This is a genomic window from Trichococcus sp. TS_SC_9 (genome assembly GCF_056156325.1).
Genome location: NZ_CM149591.1, coordinates 399,427 through 415,061, shown reverse-complemented (window position 1 = coordinate 415,061; position 15,635 = coordinate 399,427). Strand labels below are relative to the sequence as shown.

Genomic DNA, 15,635 nt, shown 5'->3' with positions numbered 1-15,635 from the left:
GATAAAAATGAAACAATTCAATAAAACAAATCTAGGTTGGCTCATTCTTATCGCTGTGATGGCTGTCGTACTGTTCATGGGCGTCAGCACAAACATGATTTCTCCCTTCTACCAAATCACTTTAGTCACTATCTTGATCAACATCATCCTGGCGATCGGACTGAATCTGGTTATCGGATTTTCCGGACAGTTTTCACTGGGGCATGCCGGTTTTATGGCAATCGGAGCCTATAGCGGCGCCATCATCGGAGATTTGATGGAGGGCTTGGCCGGCTTCTTTGTCGGATTGATTGTGGGCATGATCATTTCCATCATTGTGGCCTTGATCGTCGGAATACCGACGCTCCGTCTGAAAGGCGACTACTTGGCGATTGCGACCTTGGGTGTAGCGGAAATCATCCGCATTCTGATTCTGAATATGGGTGAGCTGACCAATGGCGCGCGCGGAATCAGCGGCATTTCTTTTCCTTTCGAATCGAATGCTGGTTTCATCATGGTCTTGTTCGTGATCTTGATCTTGACGACCATCGTCACAGTCAACTACATCAACAGCAGCCCTGGTCGTGCGACCATCGCCATCCGCGAAGATGAGATTGCTGCGGAGTCGATGGGTGTCAACGCAACGACTTACAAAGTCATCGCCTTCATGATCGGTGCAGCGACTGCCAGTATCGCAGGTTCCTTATATGGTACTTATTTCAGCGTAATCACTCCGGGCGATTTCACTTTCCAAAAATCGATCGACGTGCTGATCATCGTCGTGTTCGGCGGTATCGGCAGTGTAACCGGCACAGTCGTAGCAGCCGTTGTGTTGGGTGTCCTGAACACGTATCTGCAATCGTTCGGTGAGCTGCGGATGATTTTCTATGCTTTGGCCATCATCGCCATCATGGTATTCCGTCCAGGCGGATTGTTGGGCAACCGTGAATTCATGATGTCCGCTTTGCTGAAGCGCTTTGCGAAAAAAGATTCTGCTAAGAAGGAGGTCCAATAATGAGCCTATTAGAAGTAAAAGAATTGACCAAAAACTTCGGCGGTTTGGCCGCTGTATCCAATGTCGATTTTGCGATCGAAGAAAATGAATTGGTCGGTCTGATCGGTCCCAATGGTGCTGGCAAAACGACCTTCTTCAACTTGCTGACTGGCGTTTACGTTCCCACAGAAGGTACAATCGAATTAGAAATCGACAACAAAAAAGTGTTGTTGAACGGAAAAGCACCATACAAAATTACGGACCTCGGCTTGGCGCGTACCTTCCAGAACATCCGTCTCTTCAAGGAGCTGACGGTCATCGACAATGTGCTGATCGCGATGCACAGCACCATGGGTGAAAATACTTTCCACAGCTTGCTGCGCACGCCGACTTATTATCGCAAGGAAGCTGAAATGCGTGAAAAAGCTTTGGAATTGTTGGCCATTTTCGAATTGGAAAAGAAATACGATGTTTTAGCGAAAAATCTTCCTTACGGGGAGCAACGTCGTTTGGAAATCGTCCGCGCCTTGGCGACGAATCCGAAAATTCTCTTCCTGGATGAGCCAGCAGCCGGCATGAATCCGCAGGAGACTGCCGAATTGACCGCATTGATCCGCAAAATACAGAAAGATTTCAAAATCACCGTCGTTTTGATCGAGCATGATATGTCCTTGGTCATGAACGTGTGCGAAAGAATCTATGTGTTGGAATATGGCCGTCTGCTTGCCAAAGGAACGCCCGAAGAAATCCAAAAAAATCCAGCCGTAATCAAGGCTTATCTAGGAGGCGACTAACGTGCTGAAAGTAAAAAATCTATCCGTACACTATGGCATGATCCAAGCCATCAAAGATATCAGCTTTGAAGTGAATGAAGGCGAAATCGTAACTTTGATCGGAGCCAACGGAGCAGGGAAGTCCACCATTTTGCGTACGATTTCTGGCTTGGTGAAGCCGTCTTCAGGAGAAATCGAATATTTGGGGAAACCCATCCATAATATCGCGACCAGAAAAATCGTTGAACAAGGGATTGCCCAAGTACCGGAAGGCCGCCATGTCTTCAAAGGTTTGACCGTTCAAGAAAACCTTGACCTGGGAAGCTTTACCCGCAAAGACAAGCAGAACCTTGCTGGTGATCTCGAAGCGGTATTCGAACGATTCCCGATTCTGCGCGAAAGAAAAAATCAGGATGCAGCCACCTTGTCCGGTGGAGAACAACAGATGTTGGCGATGGGCCGCGCTTTGATGACGAAGCCGAAGCTGTTGCTTTTGGATGAGCCTTCGATGGGGCTGGCGCCCATTTTCATCAAAGAAATTTTCCATATCATTCAGGATATCCAGAAACAAGGCACGACGATCCTCTTGATCGAACAAAACGCCAACGTTGCGCTGAAAATTGCGAATCGCGGTTATGTATTGGAGACGGGAAATATCGTATTGACCGGAACCGGGGAAGAATTATTAGCAAGTGACGAAGTTCAGAAAGCTTACTTAGGAGGCTAAACAATGGATGTACAAAGCTATATGTCAACGGATTTAGTAACGATTCAACCTTCAACAAAAATTATCGAAGCTTTGGATTTGATGAAAGAGCATAAGATCCACCGTCTGCCGGTTGTTCAAGGCGAGGCTATCGTGGGTTTGATTACGGAGGGCATCATTGAACGCAATACACCTTCCAGCATGACCAGTTTGGATATGCATGAAGTCAACTATCTGTTGAACAAAACGACAGTGGCCGACATCATGGAAAAACGTGTCGTAACGATCAATAAGGAAGCTCTTTTGGAAGAAGCTGCCGTAATGATGCGTGAGAATGGCATCAGCGTATTGCCAGTCGTCGAGACAGGCAACCGCCTGATCGGCATCATCACCGAAAAAGATATCTTCTCTGCCTTCATCGATGTACTAGGTTACTACACACCGGGCGTCCGCGTGGTCGTCAATATCCATGAAGACAAAAAAGGCGTGCTCGAGGACCTGACGGATATCTTCTCCGATGAGAACATCAACATCCAACAGATCGCGACGTACCGCAAAATGGGCTATGTCCAAGTCGTCATTCAGTTGGAAAGCAAAGACATCGACGGCATCCGCGCCAGACTCGAAGAGCATGGCTACGAAATCGGATCGATTATTTATAAACCTGAGAGAGTTTAGAGTGCGTGAACGCTAGCATTCAGTAACCGACATCATGCAAAAGAATAGCCGCTCACTCTAACAAAAAGGAGTGGGCGGTTTTTTTGGGGCAAATGATTTCTTTTATCACGTAATAAGTGTATAATAAGAACATGATAGATTGGAGGTCACATAAATGAATAATGCACTTATAACAATTGTCTTGTTTACGATCAAAGAGCAATATGTCAGTGAAAAAGCTTTTTATGCCAATCAACTAGGGATCTCGCCGCAGAGCTGGGATCGCTGGAAAAAAGGAGAGCATGGTTTAAAACCCGAGAACATGCAGATCATTTCAAAATTGTTCACCGATTATGAGTGGATGCTTGTCCAGAAAGTTTGCCGCAATGCCGAAATTCTTCCTGAAGTGGCAGAAAACCCTGTAAGAGAATATCAATTCCTGAAATATCAAGTCGCAAAAAAATGGATAGCGACGGATTTGGCTGATTTCAAATGGTACACCACCGATGAGACGGTCCATGATTCAGAGATCCACAAACCAGCAATCACGACCCTCCGACTGGAGAGCAATTATGATTTCTGGAGTTACAAAGATATCATCGACCTGCGCTTGCCTAGCATCATCCGCCATCAGATCGATTCGAAAAAAACCAATCTGCTGGAATGGTTCAATGAGAATACGCCCGATACCATCACAAAAATTACTGAATAATTTAATATAAACCGAAAAGCCGAGATGATAGTATCTTGGCTTTTCGCTTGGATTCGAGCTTAGGCTTACTTTTTCAGTGTGGATTGACAGGCATTTGTGCTAAAATAGGCATAACAAAAAATTTCAGACCAGAAGAGGGTAGAAGATGGAAACGAAAAAAAAATACTCCCATACACCTGAGCGGTACGCACAAAGACTGCGTTTCCTTGCGGGACTCTTGCTGGCGATGCTCTTTTTCACAGGATGCACAACGGGTGATGATGAGCCAGCAATCAGTCAGCAGAATTCTTCAACAAGCAATCACTCCGGAGAATCGCAAGCCGCTTCCAAAGATGCAGTTGACGAAGATGAGCCCAAAGTGGTTGTGACCCCTGACGCTTCATCAGCTGATTGGAATCTGGTTTTGGTGAACAGGGACAATCCGCTTGCTGGAGAAATCGCCATGGAGTTATACGTGACAGAAAGCGGCTATCCGATCGACAGCAGAATTAAGGACCCATACTTGGCACTATTGGAAGCGGGGAAAGCTGCCGGAATGGATTTCACGACGATTTCAGGTTACCGCTCCATCGAGCAACAGCAAGCAAACTATGACGTCAACTATCAAAATTATATAGCCTCAGGTTTGTCGGAAGAAGAGGCACGCGTAAAGACGGAAGAATATATCGCCTTGCCTAATGCCAGCGAACACACAACCGGACTCGCCGTGGATATCACATCGACTGCGTTAGCCAATCAAGAAGGCAATTCAGGCTTATTCCCGGATTTGGAAAACTATCCAGAAGGGCTGTGGCTGAAAGAAAATGCACCCAAATACGGTTTCGTCTTACGTTTCCCAAAAGCGAAAGAAGACATCACCGGCATCAATTTTGAACCGTGGCATTTCCGGTATGTGGGCGTAGAGAATGCTGTGTACATGACTGAACAGAATCTGACGTTGGAAGAATACATAGCCATTCTGAAGCAAAATGAAGAACTAGGGATCAGTAAACAATAGCAGGTAAAGCAGCACAACCAAATAGATGGAGGAAAATATGGCACGAAAGAGTAAGCGGGCTCGAAAACAACCGCAATCAGCATCTGCTAAGGCCGTCAAGATTTTATTTTTCTTGTCGATCAGTTTTATGGCAAGTCTGTCGTTTATCGGCGATTTTGCTCCGATCGTACCGGATATCCCGGAGTACGACAATAATCAGGGAACCGACTTCATCGCCACCATCGCTCCTGCCGCACAACAGATGCAAGCAGCGTATGGTGTTCACGCTAGCATCAGCATCGCTCAAGCGATACTCGAATCAGACTGGGGAGAGAGCGAACTGTCTGCCGTCTACAACAATCTTTACGGCATGAAGGGTGAGGATCAGGGAAATACGGTTCTTTTGACGACCAATGAATATTACAATGGCCAGTGGGTCACCATTCAAGCAAAATTCAGGGTCTACGGCAGCTGGACAGAATCGGTCGAAGACCATGCGTTGCTGTTCGTCAACGGTACAACTTGGGATCCGAATCAATACGCTCCCGTTCTGCAGGCAGTCACTTATCAGGAAGCAGCTCAAGCTCTCCAGGATTGTGGCTATGCGACCGATCCGGATTACGCGACCAAATTGATTGCGGTCATCGAACAAAATGCACTTTATGAATATGATAGTTGAAGCATACAAACAGAAACGCGCGGACAGATTGTGCCCTTTTCAAGAGGCGCCTGATGTCCGCGCTTTTTTTGCCCCATCCCCTCTGGTTTCTTACGAAAATTCGACCAACGGAGAATTTTTGCATGGCGACATTCGTTGAATATAGTGATAAAATGATTTGGTAAAGACTTTTTTAACAAATTCTAATGAAAAATCCAAGAGAGTAGTGTGATCACATGCCGAATCAAATTTTACCCGGGAAAACAATCGGTATTATTGGCGGAGGACACGTCGCCCGTATGATTGCTTTGGAAGCCAAAAAAATGGGCTACCAAATAGGCATCTTGGACGCCGACCCTGCCTGTCCGGCGGGGCAAATAGCTGATTGGCAGATAACCAAGAGATATACGGACTTTGATGCGCTGACGGATCTCGCAGCAAAATCGGACGTCCTGACCTTTGAATCCGAAGCCGTGGATACAATGTTGCTGACGCAAATCAATCCTTATATCAGCATACCGCAGGATCCGGACAGCCTTTCCATCACGCAAGACCGATTAATCGAAAAGGCGTTTCTGGAATCATTGAACATAAACGTAACGCCTTATGCGACGATAACCACCATCGAAGACATGGAAGAGGCAGTCAAAAGTATCGGCTTCCCGTGTGTGCTGAAGCCGATCCGTATTGAAATGGCTACACCGGTGCAACATCTTTTGTACAGTGAAGAAGATTTCGGAAGGGCGTCAGCCTTACTGAAAAAAGGAACGTGCATTTTGGAGGCTTGGATCCCATTTGAGATGGAGTTGGCTATTACAGTCGCACAGGATGCGAACAATGTGTTCACTTCATTCCCAGTCACCGAAACAGTCTACCGGGAACAAAAACTGGTGAAGACAATAACGCCAGCAAGAGTAGGCGGTACCTTCCAGAAAGAGCTAGAGCATATCGGCAAGCTGGCTGCGAAGGCCATGAATTTGACCGGAATTTTGACGATCGAGACATTCATGACTTCTTCAGGAACGCTGTATGTGAACCGTTTGGTCGTCCGACCGCACCATTCGTGCAATTATTCGCTGGACGGATGCAGCATCTCTCAATATGAGGTCCTGGTCCGCTGCATCTGTGGGTTGCCCATTCCGGAAATCCAGTTGTACGATACAAGCGTGACTTTCAACATCATGGAAGAAAAACTTGATGAAGCGCTGATTCTGCTGCTGACCAAACCAGATTGGCATTTCCACTTTTACGGAAAAAAAGAACACCGCGCGAAACGGAAAATGGGACACGTCACATTATTGGGTGACAGCCCAGATATCCTCATCAACGAATTGGAAGAAAACGGCTTGTTGAAATCTACAGAGTAACGGAAACAGGTGTCCGCTCTCTTATATGAAGGAAGGAATCAATTGATGGAGGATAGGCTATTCAATAAGGCATACGACTACATAAAGGACAAAATCGACAGCAATTGCTGGCCTCCGGGAACCAAAATAACCGAACAACTTATTTCGGAAGCCTTGTTCATGAGCCGGACACCGATTCGCACTGCGCTGCTTTTGCTGGAGGAAGAAGGGATGGTGAAATCCATCCCCTACAAAGGCTATATCGTGGCCGAGAAGAAGATCTCAAACGAGGGTCTATTGGAACGCCTGGAACTGATCGCTGGTCTCATTATGAATTACTTACAATATCTGAAGGAAAACGACATCGCCTTGGATCACAATAAATTTGATGAGATTCTGGAAAAACAAGTGGAGTATTTGAATTACCGTGATGCGACAGGTTACTTCAAGAATGAATACCGACTCTTTGAGACATTCATCGAACAAAGCGACAATCAATTCCTGAAGAAAGTGATTTTGACGACAGCCCGGGACATCCATGGCACTTATTCCGACAACAGTGACCTGATGGATGAAGCGCGTTATCAAAACGAAGCCAAATTGCTCGCCTTGTATCAAGAAGTGAGCATCTGTATAGGTGCTAAAGATTACGATAAGATGGGCGAATACCTTGTTTTCTTCTTCGAAACGTTGAAAGACACAAACGATATCCTGGCCCAATAGTAGAATAAAAGCGGAACGGGTTCGTTCAGCCCTGAAAGAATTTTAGGAAATCGTGCCGACTGAGCATCGTAGAGCGCAATATGCTGAGAGACTTCCTGCGTCAGCAGGTTAGTCGAACAGTATGTCTTGGCTCGTAGAGACAAGAGGGTCCTTCATCCGTTTTCCGAAGGGCTAACCCGTGAAGCTAGCCATCATTATTGTATAAAGAAAGTCCTGCCACTGAATCAAGCAAATGATTCAGTGGCAGGACTTTTATTTTCATGAAATCCACACTAAAGGCTAATATAAAATAGGTGTCTTCTATCGGAATACTGACTACCGCCTTCTGTGTAACCCCTGACATTTTGAAAAGGAAGTTCTTTTGCTATAAACAGCCGAAAAGAGTGGCATAATAGGTTGAGACGAAACTGAAATGCACCAAGGGGAACAAGGGTTAAAAACTCTCTAAAATATCCGGGGATTCATTGATAGACAGGCTCTAAAATGATAGACTAAACCATGATGCAAATCAGAATCGATAAGGCTGCACCATCGCCTTGAACCTATCAAAAAAGAACATACCCATACACACTCTGAAACAAAGGCAACAAAAGAAAGGATGGCAATTGTGCAACAAAAACACGATCTCATAAAAGGAATGAACCCAAGGCAAGCAGAAGCCGTTTTGGCGACGGAAGGGCCACTATTGATCATGGCGGGGGCAGGCAGCGGCAAAACGCGTGTGCTGACCCATCGTATGGCCTATCTACTGGAAGAAAAATCAGTAAACCCTTGGAACATCTTAGCCATCACCTTTACGAATAAAGCGGCAAAAGAAATGAAAGAGCGGGTCATCCGCTTGGTCGGAACAGTCGGCAACGACATGTGGGTATCCACTTTCCACTCCATGTGCGTAAGGATCCTAAGAAGAGAGAGCGAACAGCTCGGCTATTCGCGCTCCTTCACCATCTGCGACCAAAGCGAAACCGAAACATTGATGAAACGCATCATCCGCGAAAAGAATCTGGATTCCAAAAAATACGATCACCGCATGATTCTGGGGCGGATCAGCCAAGCAAAAAATGAGCTGCAGACACCGAAGGAATTCGGCGATCTGGCCGGCGGATACATCGACAATATCGTCTTCGAGTGCTACAAGGATTACCAAAAAGCGCTCGAAAACAGCCAGTCGATGGATTTCGACGACCTGATCATGTTGACGGTCAAGCTGTTTCAGGAATACCCAGAAACGCTGTCCTACTACCAAAATAAATTCCATTACATCCACGTGGACGAGTACCAGGATACCAACTACGCTCAATACCAATTAGTGCAGCTGTTGGCCAACAAATTCAAAAACATCTGCGTCGTCGGCGATGCGGACCAAAGTATCTATGGTTGGCGCGGTGCCGATATGGAAAACATCCTCAACTTCGAGAAGGACTATCCGGACGCAAAAGTGGTCTTGCTGGAGCAAAATTACCGCTCCACCAAAAAAATCCTGCGCGCAGCCAACGACGTGATCCAAAACAACGTCAACCGGAAAGAAAAAGAGTTGTGGACAGATAATCCGGACGGGGAGAACATCGTCTATTACCGGGGCCAATCCGAACACGACGAAGCGCGTTACGTCATTTCGAAGATGCAGCAGGAAGTCCGAGAAAACAAACGCCAGTACGGGGATTTCGCAGTGCTCTACAGGACGAACGCCCAGTCGCGTGTTATCGAAGAGAACCTCCTGAAGTCGAACATCCCTTACAAGATGGTCGGCGGGCGCAAGTTCTACGACCGCAAAGAAATCAAAGACCTTTTGGCTTATCTGCGCCTGATCGTGAACCCATCGGATGACTTGAGCTTCGGCCGGATCGTGAATGTGCCGAAACGCGGAATCGGTGATGCTAGTGTCGAAAAACTGCGCGAATTCGCAAATATGCATGACCTGACCTTATTGCAGGCTGCTCATGATGTGGCAATGTCCAGCGTATCCGGAAAAGCCGCGAAGGAATTGAAGAAATTCGCTACCATAATGGACAATCTGCATAAAATGCAGGAATTCCTTCCAATCACGGAATTGGTGCAGGAGTTGCTTTCCCAGACGACTTATCTGGAAGCCCTCGAAATGGAGAAGACGCTGGAGTCGGAAGCGCGGATCGAAAACATCAATGAATTCCTGTCGGTAACTCAGGAGTTCGATAAAATGAATCAAGACGACTTTGACCTGACCTCCTTCCTAACCGATTTGGCGCTGGTTTCCGATTTGGATCAGATCGAGGAAGAACCGCAGAGCGAAGTGACGCTGATGACGATGCATGCAGCCAAAGGATTGGAATTTCCAATCGTCTTCATCATCGGGATGGAAGACGGCATTTTCCCGTCGTCCCGCTCCTTCATGGATGAGGACCAGATGGAAGAAGAACGGCGCCTGGCCTATGTCGGCATCACGCGGGCGGAGCAAAGACTGTTCCTGACGAATGCCTATTCCCGCATGCTTTATGGACGCACGATGTCCAACCCGGCATCGCGTTTCCTTGATGAATTGGACGGATCCGTTCTGGACCGCGAGGACAGTTCGGGATCCACGTCAAGTATGTATTCTTCAAAACCGGCAAGCTCGGGCGGCCGCTGGAAAACAGCAAGCGACACCCGCCAGGAGAAAGCCTTCAGTCAGCCATTTTCGGACGGACCGCGTGAAAAAACGACGCAGTCTGTCAAGCAAACCGGAAGCAGCGGTGCAGCCAGCCTTGGCTGGGCTGTTGGGGACAAAGCCAGCCATAAGAAATGGGGCACAGGCATTGTCGTTCAGACGAGCGGAGAAGGCGACGGTTTGACGTTGGATATCGCCTTCAAAGACATCGGCATCAAACGCTTGTTGGCATCCTTTGCACCGATCGAAAAAGCATAATTTAGGAGGGGAACCATTCATGGCGAAAGAAAGTCTGACCGAAGCCCAAGAGCGCATCGAGACGTTGAAGACGCTCCTCAACCGCTATAGTTACGAGTATTATGTACTGGACAAGCCCAGTATTTCAGATAAAGAATACGACCAGCAGTATCAAGAACTGGAAAAATTGGAAAAAGCCCATCCTGAGCTGATCACCACGGACTCACCGACGCAACGAATCGGTGGAACCATCCTGCCTGGCTTCACAAAGGTTCAGCATGATTCACCGATGTTGAGCTTGGGGAATGCCTTCAATCAGGAAGAACTGTTGCAATTCCATCAACGGATCAGCAAATTGACCGACCAGCCTTTGCAATACATATGCGAGCTGAAGATCGACGGTTTGGCCGTATCGTTGAAGTACGAAAACGGCTTGTTCATCCAAGGCGCGACGCGTGGGGACGGAAACACCGGTGAAGACATCACGCAGAACTTGCGGACGGTCAAATCGATCCCGTTGCGCATGAATGAACCGCTGACTTTCGAAGTCCGCGGCGAATGCTACATGCCAAAAGCTTCATTCGTCCAATTGAATGCGGACCGTGATGAAAAAGGCCTGGAGATTTTCGCGAATCCGCGCAACGCCGCTGCCGGCAGTCTGCGTCAACTGGATTCCAGTATTGCGGCCAGCCGCAACCTGAACATCTATCTGTACAGCGCAACCAATTTCGAACAATTGGCTGTGGAAACGCAAGATGCGCTGCTGAACCGATTGGCTCAAGTTGGTTTGCGGACCAATCCGGAACGCAGACTTTTCGATTCAATCGAAGAAGTCTGGGCATTCACGGAAGAAATCGCAGCGAAAAGAAAAGATTTGCCATACGATATCGATGGCATCGTCATCAAAGTCAATGCATTCGCTGCTCAAGAAGAAATCGGCTATACGGTAAAAGCGCCGCGGTGGGCAATCGCCTATAAGTTCAAGGCAGAAGAAGCCGAAACAATCGTGCGCGACATCGAGTGGACTGTTGGCCGTACCGGTGTCGTGACGCCCACAGCCGTTATGGATCCTGTTTTCTTGGCTGGTTCTACCGTGCAACGCGCTAGCCTGCATAACGTCGATCTCGTCCGCGAAAAGGATGTGCGCATCGGTGACACTGTGGTGATCCATAAGGCCGGCGACATCATCCCGGAAATCCAGCATGTGCTCATCGACCGCAGAGATCCGGAAAGTGAACCTTATGTAATTCCGGAAGTGTGCCCCGCCTGCGAGAGCCACTTGGTGCATCTGGAGGATGAAGTAGCTCTGCGCTGCATCAATCCGAAGTGCCCGGCCCAGATCAAAGAGGGCCTGTCCCACTTCGTTTCGCGCAATGCGATGAATATCAGCGGTCTTGGTGTTCGCGTCGTCAGCCAAATGTTCGAAAAAGGACTTGTCAAAGACGTAGCCGACCTGTACAAACTGACCGAAGAAGACCTGTATCAATTGGATAAAATCAAAGAGAAATCCGCCTATAATATCGTGACCGCCATCGATCAGAGCCGAGGAAATTCATTAGAACGCCTACTGTTCGGATTGGGTATCCGCCATGTCGGATCGAAGGCGGCCGCCAGTCTGGCAGCGGAATTCGAAACCGTCGAGCGCCTGATGTTGGCTACAAAAGAAGAAATTATGAACGTCGAAGGCATGGGTGACATCATCGCGGACAGCGTTGTAGCCTATTTCCAATTGCCTGAAGTGAAGGACCTGATTGAAGAATTCCGGTCGAATGGCGTGAATCTGACCTACCTGGGCAAGAAAAAGGCTGAGGTGGCCGCGGTTGATTCTATATGGAACGGCAAAACCGTTGTATTGACAGGCAAACTGACACACTATAACCGAACCGAAGCAACGCAAATGATTGAAGCACTCGGCGGAAAAGTGACTGGCAGTGTCTCCAAAAAGACCGATTGGATCGTTGCCGGAGAAGAAGCCGGCAGCAAATTGGCAAAAGCCCAATCTTTGGGCATCCCTGTCTGGACAGAAGAAGATATGGTGAAAAACTTGGAAAGAAGTGACAGCAGTGAATAAAGCGAAAAGCGTCATCCTTATGACTGTCTCCGGAGCAGCGATGTTCCTGTTAGCCAGTTGCGGACAGCTATCAGAGACGCAAACAACGGAGAATACAACCAATACCGGCCCTGAAAAAGTGACTGTCCAAACGACACAGAATCAGTTGTCGACCGATTATTACCCGGCCTTGATTGTGGACGGCAAGTACCAATTCAGCCAGAATCGAGGCGTCAGCCTCTCGCTGAACTCGACAGCTAACATCAAAGACTTTGAGGCGGATCTGTTGGATGTATCAAAAAATGTTTTTCCGACCGACCAATATTTTTTTCAGGAAGGTCAAGTCATCGATTATGATACGACGAGGTTATGGTTGGGACGTTACAGCGATTCCAATCCGGACGGTTTGAATCCGACCGATAACGGCAGTACCGACGCAGCGACCCGAGAGCCGATTTATCTGGAGCAGATTTTGGAACAGGACTATATGATCCAAAATGAAAATGGCTTCGAATTGGCCGGGATGACGATCGGACTGGCAATGAATTCGGTCGACTATTACAAGGTGAACGATGTGCCAATGGAACAAGCCATTTCTCGCGATAAACTGGAAGAACAGGCAAAAGCCTATGCAAATACGATTGTTACGCGTTTGCGCCAGACCGAAGGATTGGAAAGCATTCCGATCGTCATCGGCATTTATGAACAATCGGCGCAGGACAGCCCGGTCGGCGGCGTCTATCTGTTCGAAGGCGTCTCCACGGAAGGGAATGCGATCGGTGAATGGATTACCCGCAATGAAAGCAAAATTGTCTTCCCTTTGCAAAGCGGAACGCAGACGGAAGAATCTTCCAACTTCGACAACTTCAAAAATGAAGTGCAAAATTTCTTCCCGAATCTGAACGGTATAGTCGGTGAAGGCAAATACATCGATGGACAGCTGATGTCGCTCGAAATCGACATCACGACGCAGTTCTATGGAGAAACGGAAATCATCGCGTTCACCCAGCACGTAACGGATGCGGCAGGGCGGTTCCTGCCCCAAAACATTCCTGTTGAGATCACCGTTGAATCGATCAATGGCATCGAATCGTTCCTTACAAGAGAGAACGACAGCCAGGGCTTCAGTTACCATATCTTCGATTAGCGGATAGTTTTCCATAATCAGGGTTGAACGAACCCGTACCGCTTTTCTTCTCCAGCTTCACGGGTTAGCCCTTCGGAAATTAGATAAATCGTACCTATTGCGCTCTGCGATGCTCAGTCGGCACGATTTCCTAAATTTCTTTCAGGGCTGAACGAACCCGTTCCGCTTTTAACGGTTTTCAGAAAGTGGTGGAAACGTGAGAAAACTCCCACAAACCGATGCTTTTTATGCTAAAATGAACAAGTATGTAAAAAAACGATGACTACACAAAACGACAGAAAGAAGGGTATTACATGGCAATCACTGAAGAGCAAGTGCGTCACGTAGCAAAACTGGCCAAGCTGGAATTCGCTCCTAATGAAATCACACATTTTACAGAACAATTGGGCGACATCATCGACATGGTGGAACAATTGGAAGCAGTCGATACAACGGATGTACCCGTGACTTCTCATGGCTATGCATTGAAGAATGTCATGCGTGAAGATGTAGCGGAACCAGGAACAGATCGCGAACTTTTATTCAAAAACGTCAAGACAGCCGAAGACGGCATGATCCAAGTGCCGGCAATTTTAGATAACGAGGTGGAAGGCGCATGAGTATTTTCAATGAAACGCTAACGAGCCTGCATGAAGGTTTAGTCAACAAAGAATTCTCTTCTGTGGAACTGACACAAGCAGCCTTCAAACGCATCGCTGAAACAGACGGAAAAGTGGAAGCATTCTTGGCTTTGAACGAAGAAGGAGCCTTGAAACAAGCGCAAGCTGCGGACGAAAAAGGCTACGCTGACGGCAATGTCCTGAACGGTATTCCATTAGGGATCAAAGACAACATCGTAACCGAAGGCGTGACTACGACAGCGGCGAGCCGCATGTTGGGCGACTTTATGCCGATCTATGATGCAACAGTCGTCACTAAATTGAAGCAAGCCGGCGCCATCAACGTCGGAAAACTGAACATGGACGAATTTGCCATGGGCGGGAGCACGGAAAACTCCTACTACAAAAAAACCAAAAATGCGTGGGACCTGACTAAAGTTCCCGGCGGTTCATCCGGCGGCTCCGCTGCTGCTGTTGCCAGCGGCGAAGTTGTCGCTTCATTGGGTTCAGATACAGGCGGAAGTATCCGTCAACCGGCTGCCTTCAACGGCATCGTCGGCATGAAACCGACATACGGCCGCGTATCCCGTTACGGCTTGATTGCTTTTGCATCCAGCCTTGACCAAATCGGTCCGATGACACGCAACGTAACCGACAATGCACTATTATTGGAAGCAATCAGCGGCTATGATGCCAAAGATTCCACTAGCATGAAGTTGGAAGTGCCTAAATTCAGTGCGAACCTGAACGGAAATGTAGCAGGCTTGAAGATTGCTTTGCCGAAAGAATATTTCCAAGATGGCGTATCCGCTGAAATCCAAGAGGCTGTACGAAAAGCAGCTGCCCAATTCGAAGAAATGGGCGCTACCGTGGAAGAAGTCAGCATGCCGACTTTAGCCTACGGAATCCCTGCTTACTACATCATCGCTTCTTCGGAAGCTTCATCCAACCTGCAACGTTTCGACGGTGTGCGTTATGGCTACCGCGCAGAAAATGTGAATTCATTGGATGAATTGTACATCAAGAGCCGTTCCGAAGGTTTCGGGATGGAAGTGAAACGCCGCATCATGTTGGGATCCTTCTCATTGAGCGCCGGTTTCTATGATGCTTACTTTAAGAAGGCTGGTCAAGTCCGCACGCTGATCAAACGCGACTTCGCGAACATCTTCGCAGGTTACGATCTGATCCTGGGGCCTACCACTACAACGACTGCTTTCGGAATCGGCGAAAAGAACGACGATCCATTGGCTATGTATATGGACGACTTGTTGACCGTAACGATCAACTTGGCGGGCGTTCCGGCCATTTCCGTTCCTGGGGGCTTCTCGGCTGACGGCATGCCAATCGGTATCCAATTGATCGGTAATTACTTCGAAGAAGCGAAAATCTATCAAGCCGCTTTTGCCTTGGAACAAGCGAACGACTATCTTGATCAACACCCAAACCTGTAGGAGG

The 15,635-nt window shown here is 47.8% G+C and carries 14 protein-coding genes; all 14 read left to right on the top strand.

Features of this window, described 5'->3' with window-relative positions:
* The first annotated feature begins 7 nt into the window (after positions 1 to 7).
* Positions 8 to 994: a branched-chain amino acid ABC transporter permease gene (locus AC0J5I_RS01875; RefSeq protein WP_475305453.1), complete on the top strand. Its 987-nt coding sequence runs from the start codon at positions 8 to 10 to the stop codon at positions 992 to 994.
* Positions 994 to 1,767, top strand: a complete 774-nt coding sequence (locus AC0J5I_RS01870) for an ABC transporter ATP-binding protein (protein ID WP_106449282.1) — start codon at positions 994 to 996, stop codon at positions 1,765 to 1,767. Before AC0J5I_RS01875 ends, AC0J5I_RS01870 begins: the two co-directional genes overlap by 1 nt.
* A gap of 37 nt (positions 1,768 to 1,804) precedes the next feature.
* Positions 1,805 to 2,473: an ABC transporter ATP-binding protein gene (locus tag AC0J5I_RS01865; RefSeq protein ID WP_107995771.1), complete on the top strand. Its 669-nt coding sequence runs from the start codon at positions 1,805 to 1,807 to the stop codon at positions 2,471 to 2,473.
* A 3-nt stretch (positions 2,474 to 2,476) separates the two neighbouring features.
* A complete protein-coding gene (locus tag AC0J5I_RS01860) occupies positions 2,477 to 3,130 on the top strand; it encodes a CBS domain-containing protein (RefSeq protein WP_107995538.1) in 654 nt (217 codons plus the stop codon).
* Positions 3,131 to 3,284: 154 nt separating this feature from the next.
* On the top strand, positions 3,285 to 3,821 hold the full coding sequence (locus AC0J5I_RS01855; protein ID WP_107995539.1) for a hypothetical protein: 537 nt from the start codon (positions 3,285 to 3,287) through the stop codon (positions 3,819 to 3,821).
* A 145-nt stretch (positions 3,822 to 3,966) separates the two neighbouring features.
* Positions 3,967 to 4,818, top strand: coding sequence for a M15 family metallopeptidase (locus AC0J5I_RS01850; RefSeq protein WP_107995540.1), 852 nt, complete (start codon positions 3,967 to 3,969; stop codon positions 4,816 to 4,818).
* 37 nt (positions 4,819 to 4,855) lie between these two features.
* Positions 4,856 to 5,476 (top strand): glycoside hydrolase family 73 protein, encoded by a 621-nt coding sequence (locus AC0J5I_RS01845; protein WP_475302829.1) that lies wholly within the window; start codon positions 4,856 to 4,858, stop codon positions 5,474 to 5,476.
* A 215-nt stretch (positions 5,477 to 5,691) separates the two neighbouring features.
* Positions 5,692 to 6,822: a 5-(carboxyamino)imidazole ribonucleotide synthase gene (gene purK / locus AC0J5I_RS01840; RefSeq protein WP_475302826.1), complete on the top strand. Its 1,131-nt coding sequence runs from the start codon at positions 5,692 to 5,694 to the stop codon at positions 6,820 to 6,822.
* Between the two features lie 45 nt (positions 6,823 to 6,867).
* Entirely contained in the window at positions 6,868 to 7,524 is a 657-nt protein-coding gene (locus AC0J5I_RS01835) for a GntR family transcriptional regulator (RefSeq protein ID WP_475305449.1), read from the top strand.
* A gap of 598 nt (positions 7,525 to 8,122) precedes the next feature.
* Positions 8,123 to 10,405, top strand: coding sequence for a DNA helicase PcrA (gene pcrA, locus AC0J5I_RS01830; RefSeq protein ID WP_475302822.1), 2,283 nt, complete (start codon positions 8,123 to 8,125; stop codon positions 10,403 to 10,405).
* 19 nt (positions 10,406 to 10,424) lie between these two features.
* A complete protein-coding gene (ligA, locus tag AC0J5I_RS01825) occupies positions 10,425 to 12,455 on the top strand; it encodes an NAD-dependent DNA ligase LigA (protein ID WP_475302818.1) in 2,031 nt (676 codons plus the stop codon).
* Positions 12,448 to 13,581: a CamS family sex pheromone protein gene (locus AC0J5I_RS01820; protein WP_475302814.1), complete on the top strand. Its 1,134-nt coding sequence runs from the start codon at positions 12,448 to 12,450 to the stop codon at positions 13,579 to 13,581. Before ligA ends, AC0J5I_RS01820 begins: the two co-directional genes overlap by 8 nt.
* Before the next feature lie 293 nt (positions 13,582 to 13,874).
* Positions 13,875 to 14,180 carry an Asp-tRNA(Asn)/Glu-tRNA(Gln) amidotransferase subunit GatC gene (gene gatC, locus AC0J5I_RS01815; RefSeq protein ID WP_107995546.1) on the top strand — a complete coding sequence of 102 codons (306 nt, stop codon included), beginning with the start codon at positions 13,875 to 13,877 and terminating at the stop codon, positions 14,178 to 14,180.
* Positions 14,177 to 15,631, top strand: a complete 1,455-nt coding sequence (gene gatA / locus AC0J5I_RS01810; protein WP_107995547.1) for an Asp-tRNA(Asn)/Glu-tRNA(Gln) amidotransferase subunit GatA — start codon at positions 14,177 to 14,179, stop codon at positions 15,629 to 15,631. The genes gatC and gatA overlap by 4 nt, the downstream gene beginning before the upstream one ends.
* Positions 15,632 to 15,635 lie beyond the last annotated feature (4 nt).